14 protein-coding genes are annotated in these 15,224 nt (G+C 66.4%); 6 read left to right on the top strand and 8 right to left on the bottom strand.

The window, feature by feature from the left end; translation table 11 throughout:
• Nucleotides 1-4 precede the first annotated feature (4 nt).
• The gene (locus tag AC1MCA_RS07130) at nt 5-544 is read right to left on the bottom strand and encodes an NUDIX hydrolase family protein (RefSeq protein WP_108597822.1); all 540 of its coding nucleotides are present in this window, start codon (nt 542-544) and stop codon (nt 5-7) included.
• Between the two features lie 94 nt (nt 545-638).
• Complete coding sequence (locus AC1MCA_RS07125; protein WP_479802248.1) at nt 639-1,385, bottom strand: VOC family protein; 747 nt, start codon at nt 1,383-1,385, stop codon at nt 639-641.
• 105 nt (nt 1,386-1,490) lie between these two features.
• Here AC1MCA_RS07125 and AC1MCA_RS07120 point away from each other — a divergent pair, with 105 nt between their 5' ends.
• The gene (locus AC1MCA_RS07120; RefSeq protein ID WP_479802246.1) at nt 1,491-2,093 is read left to right on the top strand and encodes a YdeI/OmpD-associated family protein; all 603 of its coding nucleotides are present in this window, start codon (nt 1,491-1,493) and stop codon (nt 2,091-2,093) included.
• Between the two features lie 32 nt (nt 2,094-2,125).
• On the opposite strand, the gene AC1MCA_RS07115 is transcribed toward AC1MCA_RS07120, so the two are convergent.
• The 4 genes from AC1MCA_RS07115 to AC1MCA_RS07100 form a co-directional block, all read right to left on the bottom strand.
• A complete protein-coding gene (locus tag AC1MCA_RS07115; protein ID WP_479802245.1) occupies nt 2,126-3,292 on the bottom strand; it encodes an ABC transporter ATP-binding protein in 1,167 nt (388 codons plus the stop codon).
• A complete protein-coding gene (locus AC1MCA_RS07110; protein WP_479802243.1) occupies nt 3,289-4,881 on the bottom strand; it encodes an ABC transporter permease in 1,593 nt (530 codons plus the stop codon). Before AC1MCA_RS07110 ends, AC1MCA_RS07115 begins: the two co-directional genes overlap by 4 nt.
• Nucleotides 4,882-4,885: 4 nt before the next feature.
• Nucleotides 4,886-5,947 carry an iron ABC transporter substrate-binding protein gene (locus tag AC1MCA_RS07105; protein ID WP_479802240.1) on the bottom strand — a complete coding sequence of 354 codons (1,062 nt, stop codon included), beginning with the start codon at nt 5,945-5,947 and terminating at the stop codon, nt 4,886-4,888.
• Between the two features lie 165 nt (nt 5,948-6,112).
• Nucleotides 6,113-7,348, bottom strand: a complete 1,236-nt coding sequence (locus tag AC1MCA_RS07100) for a glycoside hydrolase family 76 protein (RefSeq protein ID WP_479802238.1) — start codon at nt 7,346-7,348, stop codon at nt 6,113-6,115.
• Nucleotides 7,349-7,447: 99 nt separating this feature from the next.
• Between AC1MCA_RS07100 and AC1MCA_RS07095 the strand changes: the two genes are divergently transcribed.
• Together AC1MCA_RS07095 and AC1MCA_RS07090 are read left to right on the top strand one after the other, a co-directional pair.
• The gene (locus tag AC1MCA_RS07095) at nt 7,448-8,257 is read left to right on the top strand and encodes an SDR family NAD(P)-dependent oxidoreductase (RefSeq protein WP_479802236.1); all 810 of its coding nucleotides are present in this window, start codon (nt 7,448-7,450) and stop codon (nt 8,255-8,257) included.
• Nucleotides 8,258-8,334: 77 nt separating this feature from the next.
• Nucleotides 8,335-9,501: an acyl-CoA dehydrogenase family protein gene (locus tag AC1MCA_RS07090; RefSeq protein WP_479803313.1), complete on the top strand. Its 1,167-nt coding sequence runs from the start codon at nt 8,335-8,337 to the stop codon at nt 9,499-9,501.
• A gap of 21 nt (nt 9,502-9,522) precedes the next feature.
• Here AC1MCA_RS07090 and AC1MCA_RS07085 read toward each other — a convergent pair whose 3' ends face one another.
• On the bottom strand, nt 9,523-10,365 hold the full coding sequence (locus tag AC1MCA_RS07085) for a DUF1684 domain-containing protein (protein WP_479802234.1): 843 nt from the start codon (nt 10,363-10,365) through the stop codon (nt 9,523-9,525).
• Nucleotides 10,362-10,973, bottom strand: a complete 612-nt coding sequence (locus AC1MCA_RS07080; protein ID WP_479802232.1) for a TetR/AcrR family transcriptional regulator — start codon at nt 10,971-10,973, stop codon at nt 10,362-10,364. Before AC1MCA_RS07080 ends, AC1MCA_RS07085 begins: the two co-directional genes overlap by 4 nt.
• 127 nt (nt 10,974-11,100) lie before the next feature.
• Here AC1MCA_RS07080 and AC1MCA_RS07075 point away from each other — a divergent pair, with 127 nt between their 5' ends.
• From AC1MCA_RS07075 to AC1MCA_RS07065, 3 genes are all read left to right on the top strand, one after another.
• Nucleotides 11,101-11,781, top strand: coding sequence for an NADPH-dependent F420 reductase (locus AC1MCA_RS07075; RefSeq protein ID WP_479802231.1), 681 nt, complete (start codon nt 11,101-11,103; stop codon nt 11,779-11,781).
• 131 nt (nt 11,782-11,912) lie between these two features.
• Nucleotides 11,913-14,735, top strand: coding sequence for a phosphoenolpyruvate carboxylase (gene ppc / locus AC1MCA_RS07070; RefSeq protein ID WP_479802229.1), 2,823 nt, complete (start codon nt 11,913-11,915; stop codon nt 14,733-14,735).
• 178 nt (nt 14,736-14,913) lie between these two features.
• Nucleotides 14,914-15,219, top strand: a complete 306-nt coding sequence (locus AC1MCA_RS07065; protein WP_479802227.1) for a hypothetical protein — start codon at nt 14,914-14,916, stop codon at nt 15,217-15,219.
• The last annotated feature ends 5 nt before the right edge of the window (nt 15,220-15,224 follow it).

Here is a 15,224-nt window from a genome sequence, read left to right as displayed (position 1 = left end):
GGGCTTAGAAGCCCACTCCGGCGAAGGCCAGCGCCTGGCGGATCAGAGCACCGCGGCCACCGCTGAACTCGAGCTGCACGTCGGGGCTGAGCACTTCCTCAGGCGTCATCCAGGTCAGTTCCAGGGCGTCCTGGCGGGGCTCGCACTCGCCGGTCACGGGAATGACGTACACCAGCGATACGGCGTGTTGGCGGTCATCGGTGAAGCCGGTGTGGGACGGGGCGGGGAAGTATTCGGCCACGGTAAACGGCACAGGGCTGATGGGGAGCTGAGGGAAGGCGAGGGGGCCGAGGTCCTTCTCCATGTGGCGCAGGAGCGCGGCGCGGACGGTCTCCCGGTAGATCACGCGGCCCGAAACCAGCGACCGGATCATGGTTCCGTCTTCATCGGCCTGCAGCAGCGTGCCCACCTCGTTCACGAATCCCAGCGGATCCAGCCTGACCGGAACGGCTTCCACATAGATCATGGGGAGCCTCCCGCGGGCCTCAAAGAGGTCTTCTTCGGAAAGCCAGCCGGGATTCGGGTCAGGAGTACGAACGTTCATGGTTAAGTTCTACCCCATCGGACGCGTGCGGGCCGGTGAGGAGTGAGCTATCAGCGTAAAGCGTCGCTGAAAGCGGTGGAATCCCGCCTGTGGATTATTGCGTGGCGAGCCGCTGGGAGATCCAGAGGGTGGGAGGGACATGGGCGCCGGAGCTGCCGGAGCGTTCCGCCGCATCCGGGTTGGCCACGTGCAGCGTCCTGGCGAAGGCCTCCTCCGTCTCGGACACGGCGATTCCCGCAGCGGTGAGCCGGTCGCGCACGGTGCGCAGATCGCCGTCGTACTCAAATCCGAGGCCGGAGCGCGGGCTGCCGGACGCGGGACGCACCATCAGCACCCCGCCGTTCTTGGCAGTGAAGTCTGCCGTTTCGTCGGCGTCGGGGACCGGGCGGAAGCGGGCGCCGATATCCTGCAGGGTCACCGCGGCCGCGCCCGGATCAGTGGTAAACCAGACCCCGACGACGGTGAGGGCCGTGTCAGCCTCCGCGCAGACCGCGCCGTGGGCGCCTTTGTCCGCGAGGAAGCTGAAGCCGTCCTTGCTGCTGACGCGGCAGGACTCGCCATGATCGGCGGTGATGAGGTCGGCGGTGGTGGTTTCGGATTCGACCGCGGCGAGGTTGGTGCGCCGGGCGAACTCCGCCAGATCGCGCACCTCAACGCCAAGGGCCGTCATGCCGTCGTCAGCGGCGCCTGCCTCCGCCAGATGCAGTGCCAGCCGGCCGGCACCGGCGTCGAACTCCCGCCACGGGCCCTCATCAACGGTCTTGGCCATGCCCAGAGCCGTCAGGAGCTCCTCCCACGCGTCCGGCCGGGACGTGAAGTGGATGGGGCGGACACGCAGCATGGGTTTCTCCTCGCATCGTCAAACGGGCAGACATGGCCATCATGCCACGCCCTGAAACGGCTGGAACAGTGCCGTTGGCGGGCAGCCGGCAGGCAGAATAGGGCCATGGCCATTGAACTGGAGGAACTGCTGGTGCCGGATGCGGCAGCGTGGCGGCTGTGGCTGGAGAACAACCATACGGACAGTCCCGGCGTGTGGCTTATCCTCCACAAAAAAGGCGGCAACGTCACCGAACTGGACTACGACGCAGCCCTCGATGAGGCGCTGTGCTTCGGGTGGATCGATGGCCAGGTCCGGAAGCGCGACGACGAGAGCTACTTCCAGCGGATGACCCGCCGCGTCCGCAGGAGTCCATGGTCCGCCCGCAACGTGGGGATCGTCGCGCGGTTGGAAACCGAAGGCAGGATGACGGACGCCGGCCGGGCCGCCGTCGAAAGCGCCAAGGCCGATGGCCGTTGGGATGCCGCTTATGGCGGGCAAGGGACAGCGGAGGTACCGGCGGACCTGGCTGCCGCCATCGCCGCCGTCCCGGCGGCGCAGGAAATGTTCAATGTCCTCACCAAGGTGAACCGGTACGCACTGATCTACCGGACGAACACCGCCAAGCGGCCGGAGACCCGGGCAGCGCGGATAGCTTCCTTTGTGGAGATGCTGGCACGCGGCGAGACGCTGTATCCGCAGAAAAGGAAGCCTGCGGCGGAGCACTGACTGTGACGGACTAAGTCACCGTAGGGACAAGGTCAGGCAACGGCGGGATCGAAGGGAAATGCCACGCCTTCGCCCACCACCCGGAGGCACAGTTCCATTCCCGGCCTCGCGATCGACGCGTTCCAGTGCCGGATGGTGATGATTTCGCCGCCGCCGGGGTATCGGTGATCGGCGCCGCTGGCCAGCTCAGGGGGCACCGCGAGTTTCAGCCGCACCGTGGTTTCCGGGCCGAAGTAGTCGGTGTCCACCACCACGCCGCGGATGGGGCCGTCCTCGGCGATGCGGATCTGCTCGGGCCGAAGCATGAGCTGCACCAGGCCCTGGGCCGGCGGGCGGCGGACGGGGATGCCGCCCAGGGAGCAGGTGGCCAGCGTGCCTTCCATCCAGGCATCCAGGATGACGGCATCGCCCAGGAATTCGGCGGTTTCACGGTCTGCGGGCTTGGTGTAGACCACAAACGGGTTGCCGATCTGGGCCAGCTTGCCGCCACGCATCACCGCCACCTGGTCGGCGAAGGACAGCGCTTCGGCCTGGTCGTGGGTGACCAGGATGGTGGTGACGCCGGCCTGGGCCAGGACCTTGGCCACGGCTCGCCTGGTGGCCACGCGGAGGCCTGCGTCCAGGGCTGAGAACGGCTCATCCAGCAGCATCAGTTCGGGTTCGCGGGCCAGCGCGCGGGCCAGCGCCACACGCTGCTGCTGCCCGCCGGAGAGTTGGTGCGGCCGCCGCCGGCTCATGCCCTCCTCCAGGGAAACCATCGCCAGGAGTTCGCTGATCCGCGCCTGCACGGCGCTGCGGCCGCCGGGAAGTTTGCGCGCATCCAGGCCGAACGCGATGTTCTGGCCCACGCTCAGGTGCGGGAACAGGGCGCCGTCCTGGGCCACGTACCCGATGTGGCGTTTGTGGGCGGGCAGCCAGACGCCGTCGCCTGCGACCTTGGCGCCGTTGAGCGAAATGCTGCCTGTGGCCGGGTGTTCGAAGCCGGCGATCAGCCGCAGGAGGGTGGTTTTGCCGGAGCCGGATGGTCCCACGATGGCGGTGGTGCTGCCCTTGGCCACGGACAGGTTGACGCCTTTGAGGACGGCCTGGGAGCCGAAGTTCTTGGTGACATCGGTGATGGTCAGGTGGCTGTTGGTGCTTGGTGCCACCGATGCCGCGATCCGGGGTTCGGGAAGCCTGGAGGGGGATTGTTCGGTCACTGTCCGGCCGCTTTCTTGGACTGCTGGAAGAGCAGGTAGGTCATGGGGGCCGAGAGCAGGATCATCAGCAGGGCGTACGGTGCCGCTCCGGCGTAATCGATCTCGCTGCTCTTGGACCAGAATTCGGTGGCGAGCGTCCGGGTCCCGTTGGGGGAGAGGAGCAAGGTGGCGGTGAGCTCGTTGGCGATCGCGAGGAACACCAGGGCGGCTCCGCCGGCGGCGGCCGGAGCCGTGAGCCGCAAGGTCACCCGGATGAACGAGAGCAGCGGCGCTTTGCCCAGGGCCTGGGCGGCCTCGTCCAGTTCCTTGGGGGCCTGGGCCAGGCCAGCGCGGAGGTTGACCAGCGCCCTCGGCAGGAACAGCAGGACGTAGGCGGCCACGAGCAGGCCCGCGCTCTGGTAGACGCCGGGCACCAGCCGGATGCTGACCGTCACGAATGCGAGGCCCACCACGATCCCGGGCAGGGAACTGGTGACGTAGTTCGAAAGCTCCAAAGACTTGCTGAACCAGCCGGGGTGCCGGACGGCCAGGTAGGCCATGGGGAACGCGACGACAGTGGTCACCGCTGCGCCGGCCAGGCCGTAGCCCAGCGTGGTCAGGAGGGCCGGCAGAAACTCGTCCGCCGCCCAGATGGCCGGGCCGCCGGCGGCGGTCCAGCGGAGGACGAAGAACAGCGGGAGCCCGAACGCCAGAGCCGTCAGCGCAAGCAGCGCCAGTTGGGCGGGAGCCTGGTAGGCGTGCAGCGGCAGCCGCAGTGCCTTGGCCTGGGCACCGGAGCCTACCCGGGCGTAGCGTGCCGTTCCGCGGCCGCGGGACTCCACTACCAGCAGGATCAGGCAGAAGAACACCAGGACGCTCGCCAGCATGTTTCCGGCGGTGCCGTTGAAGGTGGACTGGTACTGGACCATGATCGCGGTGGTGAAGGTGTCAAAGCGGATCATGGCAAAGGCGCCGTATTCGGCGAGCAGGTGAAGGCCCACCAGGAGCGCGCCGCCGGTCATGGCGATGCGCAGCTGCGGCAGGACCACCCGAAAAAAGACCCGCCAGGCGCCGAGCCCCAGCGCGGCGGCGGACTGTTCGATCGCAGGGTCCAGGCGGCTGAGCGTTGCGGCCGCCGGAATGTACACGAGCGGGAAGTAGGAGAGGCTGGCGACCAGGACGCCGGAGCCGAGCCCCTCCAGCGACGGAATGGCCGAAACCCAGGCATAGCTGTTCACAAACGCGGGGATGGCCAGCGGCGCCGCCAGCAGCACGGCCCAGATCTTGTGGCCGCGCAGCTTGGTGCGTTCCACCAGCCAGGCACCGCCGACACCCAGGGCAAGGCACAGCGGCACAGTCACCAGCATCAGCAGCACGGTGTTAAGCAGGAGCTCCCCGACGCGCGGCCGGAAGATCAGTCCGATGGCGGTGTCCCACCCGGTCACTGCCGTCATGTAGACGACGTAGCCCAGCGGAACGAGGGAAAACAGTGCGATCAGCACCGCCAGGACGGACACGACGGAAACGCCGAAAGGCGGGCGGGGGCTTTTGCCCCGGCCCGCCGTCGTCGTGCTCCCCGTGGAAGGGGGAGCCGATAGATCAGTGGTCACAGAATTACAGCAGTCCTGCCTTGGTCATGAGCTCGGTGACCTTGGTGGAGTTCAGCTTCGCCGGGTCCACAGTGGGGGCCTGGAGATCAGCCAGCGGGACAAGCTTCTCGTTCGCCGGTACGTCAGAGGCGATGGCGTACTCGAAGGAGGTGCCCTTCTGCAGCACTTCCTGGCCCTTCTTGCCGGTGACGAACTTCAGGAAGGCCTGGGCAGCTGCCGCGTTCTTTGCGGTTTTCAGCACGCCGCCGCCGGAAACGGACACAAACGCGCCCGGGTCCTGGTTCTTGAAGTAGTACGGGGTGACGTTCTTGGAGTTCTCGCCGGTCTTGGCCTGGTCACCGTAGTAGTAGTAGTGGTAGATCAGGGCGGCGTCGACTTCACCGGCGTTGACTGCCTTCATGGCCGTGCTGTTGCCCTTGTAGGCCTTGAAGTTTTCCTTCATGCCCGTGAGCCACTCGTCGGCTGCGGCCTCGCCCTTGAGCTCGACCAGGGCGGCAACGATGGCCTGGAAGTCAGCACCCGACGGGGATGCGGCCCACTTGCCCTTCCACTCAGGGTTGGCGAGGTCCAGCATCGACTTGGGCAGCTGGTCTTCGGTCAGCTTGGCTTTGTCGTACACCAGGACAGTGGAGCGTGCGGCGATGCCGGTCCACTTGTTGGTGCTGGGACGGTACTCTTCCGGAACCTGCTCCACGGTGGCTGCGTCGACATCGGCGAAAAGGCCGGCGTTCTCGATCTGCGCCATGGCGGGCGAGTTTTCGGTGAGGAAGACATCAGCCGGGGATGCTGCGCCCTCCTGGACAATCTGGTTGGACAGCTCCGTGTCCGAACCCTGGCGCATGGTCACCTTGACACCGGTCTCAGCCGTGAAGGCGTCGATCCATTCCTTGGTCAGGCTTTCGTGCTGGGCGTTGTACACCGTGATCTCACCGGAGACTTTCGCGTCGCCCGAGGCGGAGGGTGCGGTGGTGGCTGCCGGGGAAGTGCTGCCGCCACAGGCGGTCAGTCCCAGGGCTGCGGTGGCGGCGAGTGCGATACCGGCCAGGGCGCTGTTGCGGATCTTCATTGAGGCTACTTTCTGGGGAAAAGTGTTGTGGACCGATGGTCCGGGTAAGCCGGGAAGGGGGCTGGCTCACTCGAGAACTGTAGGTTAGCCATACCTAAGGTACCAAGCCCGATCCACCAGAAGTGATCAGGATCACATCAATTACGTAACTGTTGCGTGACTTAATTACCTGGCGCCTTGTGGCTGAAGAGTCGTGGCGGCTTCCAGGACCATCCACGCCTGTAACTGGGTGGAAAGTTCGACGGCGGCCCCCGGGGGATAGGTCGCCACGGCCGGTTGCGTGGCGTGGATGGAGAAGATCACGTTGCCCTGGCCCGGGGTGTCGTGTTCCGGCCGCCGGCCGGCCCAGAACGCTTCGGCCGTGGCCAGTACGAGTTCCGCGGCGGTGGACCGGGCGGACGCGGGAAGCCGGTCATCGAGGGCGGCGAGTGCCAGGTAGCGGCAGAGGATCCCGGTGAAGAGTCCGCCGTCGCCCGTTCCATCGCACCGCAGGACCCGCGCGGGCGCGGCGGGGGACGCCATGCCGGGCGCAGTGACGGGAACCTGGGTGGGGGCAGGGGTGGCCACTGTCAGGTGCCGGGCCACGGCACCGATGACGTCTGCGGCCCGGGCCAGGTTTGCTTCGCCGCCAAGTTTCAGCAGCGCTCCGAGTACAGGCCCTTGGTTGTAGGTGTAGATGGTGCCTTCCACCACCACTTCCCCGGCCGCATTGAGCCGGGCGCCGTCGAGGTATAGCCCCTGTGCCTGGTCAAAGAGTACGGCGTTGAGCCAGTCCACCAGCCGCTGGGCCTTTGCCTGCTGGCCGGTGCGGGCGTAGTACAGCGCTACAGGGGCCGTGGCTGGGGTGTTTTTGAAATCCCGTTTCTTGCTCCAGAAGGTCCCGCCGCCGAGGTCATCGGTGGAGGCGGAATCGAATTGCAGCGTCAGTTTTTCGCGGACCCTGGCGTTGCGGCGGCGCCCGGGCTTGCGGGTTTCCTCCGCCAGTTTCTCCAGCCGGTGCGTGGCCAGCGCCAGCCATGCCATGTCGTCGTAGTAGCTGTTCACGAAGGTGAAGGCGTTGCGCAGCCGGATGCCGGTGACCAGCCGGGAAGCGAGCTTGCCGGCGCTCGGACGGTCCGGACCGTTGAAGCGCGCCGCCGGGGTTGCACCGTTGCCCAGTTCACGGCGCCCGGCGTCCACCAGGCAGTCCACGTAGTGCGCCTGCCACCAGTAATGCCACGGCTGCAGGAGGTTCTGCAGCTGTTTCGACGGCCATTGCACGGCTCCCAAATGGGTGCCGGGCAGCAGAAGCAGGCGGCGGCCAAACAGTGCCGTGACGGAGCGGGCAGCCACATTTGCCCTGTCCTGCCAGTCGATCGGCTGCAGGCTGGACGGGGCGGTACTGGGGTCCGGCGAGGTCATGGTTTCCAGCCTAGCGGGTGCAGGCCGCCGGTATTTCAGTTAACATTCACTAACTAATGGTCGCGCTGGCAGCTCCGGTGGCCGCATCAAGGAGGATGTATGGACGTCTTGGGTACTGTCGCTCTGATTACGGGCGGGGCATCCGGTCTGGGTGCCGCCACGGCCAGGCGATTGTTCGACGCCGGCGCGTCGGTTGTGCTGATCGACCTGCCGTCGTCGGCCGGTGCGGATTTCGCGGCGGAGCTGAACAGGACCGGCTCCTCTGGCGGCGGCACAACCGGCCGGACTGCCGTCTTTGTTCCGGCTGACGTCACCGATGAGTCGCAGGTGCAGGCCGCCGTCGATGCCGCGGTGGCGCTGGGGCCCTTGCGGATTGTGGTGAACTGCGCCGGTATTGCCACCCCCGGCAAGGTGCTGGGGCGCGAGGGCGTGCTGCCGCTGGACACCTTCAACCGCGTCATCCAGGTAAACCTCATCGGCACGTTCAACGTGTTGCGCCTGGCGGCTGCGGCCATGGTCTCCACGGAACCGGTCAGCACCGAACTGGGTGGTCCGGAGCGCGGGGTCATCATCAATACGGCGTCGGTTGCGGCGTTCGACGGCCAGATCGGCCAGCCCGCCTACGCTGCGTCCAAGGGTGCCGTTGCCGCCATGACGCTGCCGCTCGCCCGTGAGCTCGCACGCTCGCTGGTCCGCGTGGTCACCATCGCCCCGGGCATTTTCGAGACACCCATGATGGCCACCCTTCCGCAGGAGGCCCAGGAATCCTTGGGTCAGCAGGTTCCGCACCCGTCCCGCCTCGGCAGGCCCGCCGAGTACGCCAAGCTGGTGGCCCACATTGTGGAGAACGCCATGCTCAACGGGGAAACCATCAGGCTCGACGGCGCCATCCGCATGGGCCCGAAGTGAACGTGGCTCCGGCTGCTGCAGCGACGCCGCCGCGGCTCGAGGACCTGCCCACGGCCGACTTTTTCGCGTTCGAATCGATGCTCAGCCCGAAGGAACAGGCCAAACTGGCCGAGCTGCGCGGCTTCCTTGCCACCGAGATCGCACCGTACGCCGCCGACTGGTGGAACAATGCTGAGTTTCCGACGCATATCCTCCCAAAGCTCGCGGCCCTTGAGCTGAGTACGCCGGCGCAGCGCGGCTACAGCAACCTGTTCGCCGGACTTGTCATCGCCGAGATGACCCGCGTGGACACCTCGATCGCAACGTTCTTCCTGGTCCACCACGATCTGTTTGTTGAGTCGCTCTACGGCTTCGGCTCCGCGGACCAGAAGGAGCGGCTGCTGGCGGACGCCTCAAGCCTGCGCATCACCGGCGCGTTTGCGCTCACCGAACCGGGCCACGGCTCCGATGTGGCCGGCGGGATGGAGACCCGGGCACGCCGGATTTCCTCAGCGACAGGGGAGCCCGACGACGACGGCGACACGTGGGTGCTGAACGGTGCCAAGCGCTGGATAGGGAACGGGACGTTCTGCGACCACCTGCTTGTGTGGGCCCGGGAGGAGACCGTAGGCGGCGCCGCCGGCCGCGGCGCTGTCCGTGGGTTCATCGTTGACGCTTCCCTGCCGGGCGTGACACGGAGCCGGATCGAAAACAAGATTGCTTTGCGGACGGTACAGAACGCGGACATCGTCTTCGAGGATGTCCGCGTACCGGAAGCAGACCGGTTTGCCGGGATAAGTAGCTTCGAGGACACCAACCAGCTCCTGCGCGGGTCCCGGATCATGGTGGCCTGGCAGGCCGTGGGGCAACAGCTGGCGGCGTTCGACGTGGCCCGGCAGTACGCCGTCGAACGCCACCAGTTCGGGCGGCCGCTGGCGAAGTTCCAGCTCATCCAGCAGCAGCTGGTCACGATGCTGGGCAACGCGGTCGCGGGCATGGGGATGATGGTGCGGATCGCCCAGCTGCAGGACGCCGGGGCGGCGGACATGGCGCAGGTTGCGCTGGCGAAGTCCTACACGAGTGCCCGGATGCGGGAGACCGTGGCGCTGGGCAGGTCAATCCTGGGCGGCAACGGCATTGTGACCGATTACCGGATGGCCAAGATCTTCTCCGATGCCGAGGCCATCTACACCTATGAGGGGTCGTTCGAAATCAACACCCTCATTGTGGGCCGGGCGGTCACAGGGGTCTCAGCCATCGTCTAGGACGGCGTCTGGAACAGGGCCTTAGAAAAGTGCGGGCTCTTTCTCGCCGGCTTCGATCCGGTAGTCCAGGCTGTTGTTCTTCACCGGCATGGGGCAGGTGCCGTACGGGGTGAAGGCGCTGGGATAATTGATGGCGCGGTTGAAATCCAGGATGACGGTCCGGTTTCCCAGCGCATCAACGCGTGGCCGGGCGGTGGAGACCTTCCGCCACTCGTCGGTGGATTCCCCGTTGGTTTCGTCGTGGAACGTAATGGTCAGGGCGCCGAGTTTTTCCTCCTCGGCCTGCAGACGGAATTCGTGGTCCTTGCCCGGCAGCCTGAAAACCACCTCACCCACCGAGTAGTGCACGCCGTCCACCAGCGGATTGGCGGTGCCGATGGGGATGGCCACCGGCTCGGGGTACGGCTGGTAGCCAGCCTCGATCACCAGGTCCGGGTTGTACTCGAACGTGGGCGCGCCGTCGAATTCGGTGAACACCGGTGAGGCGGAGTCCCGGGTGCGGATGGCGTACCGGTCCGCACGCATGGCAAGTTCCACCACCACCTGCTTGCCGTCCGCACCGCCGAACTGGACCCACATCAGAGACTCCTCGTCGGCGAGGGTGGCCGTGATGGTTCCGTCAACTGCTTCGCCGGTTTCCACGAGCGTCAGGCCGTCCTCCGCCACGGCGGTGAGCGCCGCCGTCGTGCCGTCTGTTGACCAGAGACCGGGGGCGGGTTCGACGCCGGCGGGCTGCGTCCCGAGCCACTGGAAGGAGGTGAGGGTGAGCCAGCCGTGGGGAGTTGCAAGGGCGGCGTTCCGGTTGGTGCGGAAGCGCTCCCAGCGTTTCAGCTGCGCCTCGGGGGCGGATTGCCGAGCGTTCACGGGTTCCTCCCCAGGCTTGCGGACACCAGCTGCGAGGCCGTCTCACGTGCGGCGAGGGCCGCTGCCGGGTCGGCATCGAGCACGCCGCTGGCCAGGCCGCCGTCGAGCACCAGGGTCAGGCTGCGCGCCAGGTGGTCCGGCTCAGGGGCACCCGCCTGGGCGGCCAGGTCCCGGATCCAGGCAGTGATCTTCCTCTTGTGCGCCACGGTCCTTTCGTGGACGCGCGTTCCGCTGGGGGACTCGGCCGCGGCGTTGATAAAGGCGCAGCCCCGGTAGCCGTCGCGGCGGCAGGCGCTGGCCAGGGCATCGAACAGCCCGACGAGCTGGTCGGCAGGAGCGGGACCGGCGGCCTCCGCCGCGGCGTGGAGCTGGCCTGTCCACACGCCGTCGACCTTCTCCAGATAGGCAAGGATCAGGTCATCCTTGGCCGGAAAGTACTTGTAGAACGTGGCCTTGGCCACCCCGGACTCGGCGATGATCGTATCGATGCCGGCGGCCCGTAGCCCCTGAGCGTAGAACAGCCGGAAGGCAGTGGCGAGGATTTTTTCCCTGGCCTGCCCGGCAGGCGTGCGGGGCGCCGCTGGTGCCGGCGTGGCGGACGACTTCATGGCTCCATGGTACACAGACAAGTCTGTCTATAGCCTAGGCGTTGCCGTAGACAGACCTGTCTGATAGCGTCATGGCCAAATCATAGACGAACCTGTCTACCCCTTTCGCTTTGGAATGAGGATCACCATGAAGATTGCCGTACTCGGAACCGGAAGTGTCGGACCGGCCATCGCGGCTGCATTATCGGAGCTTGGCCACGACGTGGTGATCGGAACACGGGATCCCCAAGCCACCCTGGCGCGCACCGAGCCTGGCGCGACCGGCGGGCCGGCTTTTTCCGAATGGCATGCGTCCCACCAGGAGATCGGCGTGGCCACCCTCGTTGATGCAGCGGCAGCCAGTGACCTGGTGGTGAACGCCACCAATGGAGCTGCATCCCTCGAAGCCCTCAGTGCTGCCGGGGCCGAAAACCTTGCCGGAAAAATCCTGATGGACATCGCCAACCCGCTCGATTTCTCCCAGGGCTTCCCGCCATCCTTGAATCCGGTGAATGACGACAGCCTGGGCGAACAGATCCAGCGGGCCTTCCCGGAAGCCAGGGTGGTCAAGACGCTGAATACCATGACGAACAGCGTGATGGTTGACCCCATGCACGTTGCCGGCGGGGACCACACGGTTTTCGTCTCGGGCAATGATGCCGGGGCCAAGGCGGAGGTGACCGGGATCCTGAAGGCCCTCGGCCACACAGATGTGCTGGATCTCGGTGACATCACCACTGCCCGCGGCGCCGAGATGATCTTGCCCCTCTGGGTGCGGCTCTGGGGCGCGCTGGGGACCGGCGACTTTAATTTCAAGGTGGCACGCTAAGGATCGGCGTCACCATCTGAGACGGATTCCGCCCGGGGGCGAGGTGCGGGTAGCATCGAAAGCCAGTAACGTGGCTCACAGTATCCAGCGCAGTGTACGAGCCAAGTCCGAACCCTCGAAAGACAGTTTCCATGGCTAACACTGCAATGAATTCCGCTACCGATCTCGCCTCCGAACTCAGGGCCGATGTCCGCCGCGTTTCCACGCTGCTGGGCGAATCCCTGGTGCGCCAGCACGGTCCGGAGCTTCTGGACCTCGTGGAGCAGGTGCGCCTGCTGACCAAGGAATCCAAGGAGGCCGCCCGTGGCGGCGCCGACGCCACCGGCCCGTGGAGTGCGCACGACGTCGTCGAACAGGTCCGCGAACTGCTCGGCTCCCTGCCCATCGAGCAGGCCACCGACCTTGTGCGGGCGTTCGCGTTCTACTTCCACTTGGCGAATGCCGCCGAGCAGGTCCACCGCGTCCGTGGGCTGCGGACCCGGCAGGAGAAGGACGGCTGGCTTGCCAAGGCCGTCTCCGAAATCGCCGCCCAGGCCGGGCCCGGGGTTCTCCAGGAAGTGGTTAACGGGCTGGATGTCCGGCCCATTTTCACTGCCCATCCCACCGAGGCCTCCCGGCGTTCGGTGCTGGACAAGATCCGGAAGCTTTCGGACGTTCTGGCCCAGCCCACCAAGGAAGGCACCACCGCCCGCCGGCGTCAGGACCGGCAGCTTGCCGAGGTCATCGACCAGATGTGGCAGACCGACGAACTCCGCCAGGTGCGTCCCACGCCCGTGGACGAGGCCCGCAACGCCATCTACTACCTTGGCGGGATCCTCACTGACGCCATGCCCGAGATGCTGACGGAACTATCCGAGCTGCTCGATGAACATGGCGTGAGCCTGGCTTCCCAGAACGCCCCCATCCGGTTCGGGTCATGGATCGGCGGCGACCGCGACGGCAACCCCAACGTCACCGCTGCGGTCACCAGGGAAATCCTCCAGATCCAGAGCCAGCACGCCATCCGCATCAGCATCGGCATGATGGACGGCCTGATCTCCATCCTGTCCAACTCCACCGCGCTGGCCGGAGCTGACCAGAACCTGCTGGACTCCATCGACGTCGACCTGAAGAAACTCCCGGGCCTGGACCGGCGCGTCCTCGAGCTCAACGCCCAGGAGCCCTACCGGCTCAAGCTCACCTGCATCAAGGCCAAGCTGATCAACACCGGCAAGCGCATTGCCGCGGATTCCACCCATGAGCACGGCCGCGACTACAGCGCCACCGATGAGCTGCTGGCCGATCTCGAACTGCTGGAACTCTCACTCCGCAACCATTCAGCGTCCCTTGCTGCCGACGGCGCCCTTGCCCGGGTCCGGCGTGCGGTGGCGTCCTTCGGCCTGCACCTGGCCACCCTGGACATCCGCGAACACGCCGACCACCACCATGACGCCGTCGGCCAGCTGATGGACCGGCTCGGCGGACCGGGCCTCCGGTACGCCGAACTGAGCCGCCACGAGCGCTTCGACGTGCTGGGGTCCGAGCTTGCCTCGCGCCGGCCGCTGTCCGGCCACCCGATTAAGCTCGACGGCGTCGCTGACGGAACGTACGACGTCTTCCGCGAGATCCGCCGCGCCCTGCGCACCTACGGTCCGGATGTCATCGAGACGTACATCATCTCCATGACCCGCGGCGCGGACGACGTCCTGGCCGCTGCGGTCCTGGCCCGCGAGGCCGGCCTCGTCAACCTGTTCGGCGCCGCCCCGTATGCCAAGATCGGGTTCGCACCGCTGCTGGAGACGGTGGAGGAGCTCCGGGCCTCTGCCGAGATCGTGGACCAGCTGCTGTCCGTTCCGGCGTACCGCGACCTTGTCAGACTGCGTGGCGACGTCCAGGAAATCATGCTGGGCTACTCGGATTCCAACAAGGAATCGGGGGTTATCACCAGCCAGTGGGAGATCCACAAGACCCAGCGGAACCTGCGCGACGTTGCGGCCAAACACGGCGTCCGCGTCAGGTTGTTCCACGGCCGCGGCGGTTCCGTGGGCCGCGGCGGCGGGCCCACCTACGACGCCATCATGGCCCAGCCCAACGGCGTCCTCGAAGGCGAAATCAAGTTCACCGAACAGGGCGAGGTCATCTCGGACAAGTACTCGCTTCCCGAACTGGCCAGGGAAAACCTCGAGCTGTCACTCGCTGCCGTGCTCCAGGGTTCGGCTCTCCACCGGGACCCGCGGACGTCTGACGACCAGCGCGAACGGTATGGGCACGTCATGGAGATCATCTCCGACGGCGCCTTCGAAAGGTACCGGAAGCTCATTGACCATCCTGACCTGCCCGCGTACTTCCTGGCCTCAACGCCGGTGGAGCAGCTGGGCTCGCTGAACATTGGCTCCCGCCCGTCCAAACGTCCGGACTCCGGGGCCGGCCTCGGCGGCCTGCGCGCCATCCCGTGGGTGTTCGGCTGGACCCAGTCCCGGCAGATCGTCCCCGGCTGGTTCGGCGTGGGCTCCGGCCTGAAGGCGGCCCGCGAGGCCCGGAACTCCGCCCAGCTGGTGGAGATGATGGAGGGCTGGCACTTCTTCAAGTCTGTCCTGTCCAACGTGGAAATGACGCTGGCCAAGACTGACATGGACATCGCGGGATACTACGTGTCCACCCTTGTCCCCGAGGAGCTGCACCACATTTTCCGGGCTATCCGTGAAGAGTACGAACTCACGGTGACCGAGGTCCAGAACCTGACGGGCGAGAACGTCCTCCTCGACGCCCAGCCCACCCTGAAGCGCTCGCTGGAGATCCGCGATCAGTACCTGGATCCCATCAGCTACCTGCAGGTGGAACTGCTCCGCCGTGTGCGTGCGGACAACGCAGCTCAAACCGGCAGCATCAGCGGCGCCGAGATCGACGAACGCCTCCAGCGCGCCATGCTCATCACGGTCAACGGTGTGGCGGCCGGCCTCCGCAACACCGGCTAAGACGCTCTGGCACTACCCGCCGGTTTCCCCGGGACGCTCTCTCACTTAATGCAGGTTTTCCGCCGATGCTCTCTCACTTTCCTCAAGAAAGTGAGAGAGCGTTTGGGTTTTTCCTGCATTAAGTGAGAGAGCGTCGGGAATGTTGGGACGGGAAACCTGCCGGGATAGGGTTGGCGGCATGCCTTCGTTCCAGACCCGCCTGAAAATCACCGGACTGAAGCCTGGCAACCCGCCCGAGGCTGTGATGGCCGCGGCAGTTGAGGCGCTGGAGACCCGCCATCACGTGGAGTCCAACCAACTGGAGCTTGCCGGCGGCGTCCCCCAACTGAACCTCCGGTTCCTCGTGGAGCCCACCGAATACAGCGGTGAGAACCAGCAGGCGCGCGAGTCGGCAGCCATGATGCGCGACGCCGTCGAACGCGTTGCCCTGACCGGCTCACTGATGGTGCTCCGCCGGAACCGCGGCCGCTGGGCTCCGATCTGATCCCC

It is taken from the genome of Arthrobacter sp. BK1, assembly GCF_056680055.1.
This window is presented reverse-complemented; position numbering and strand designations above follow the sequence as displayed.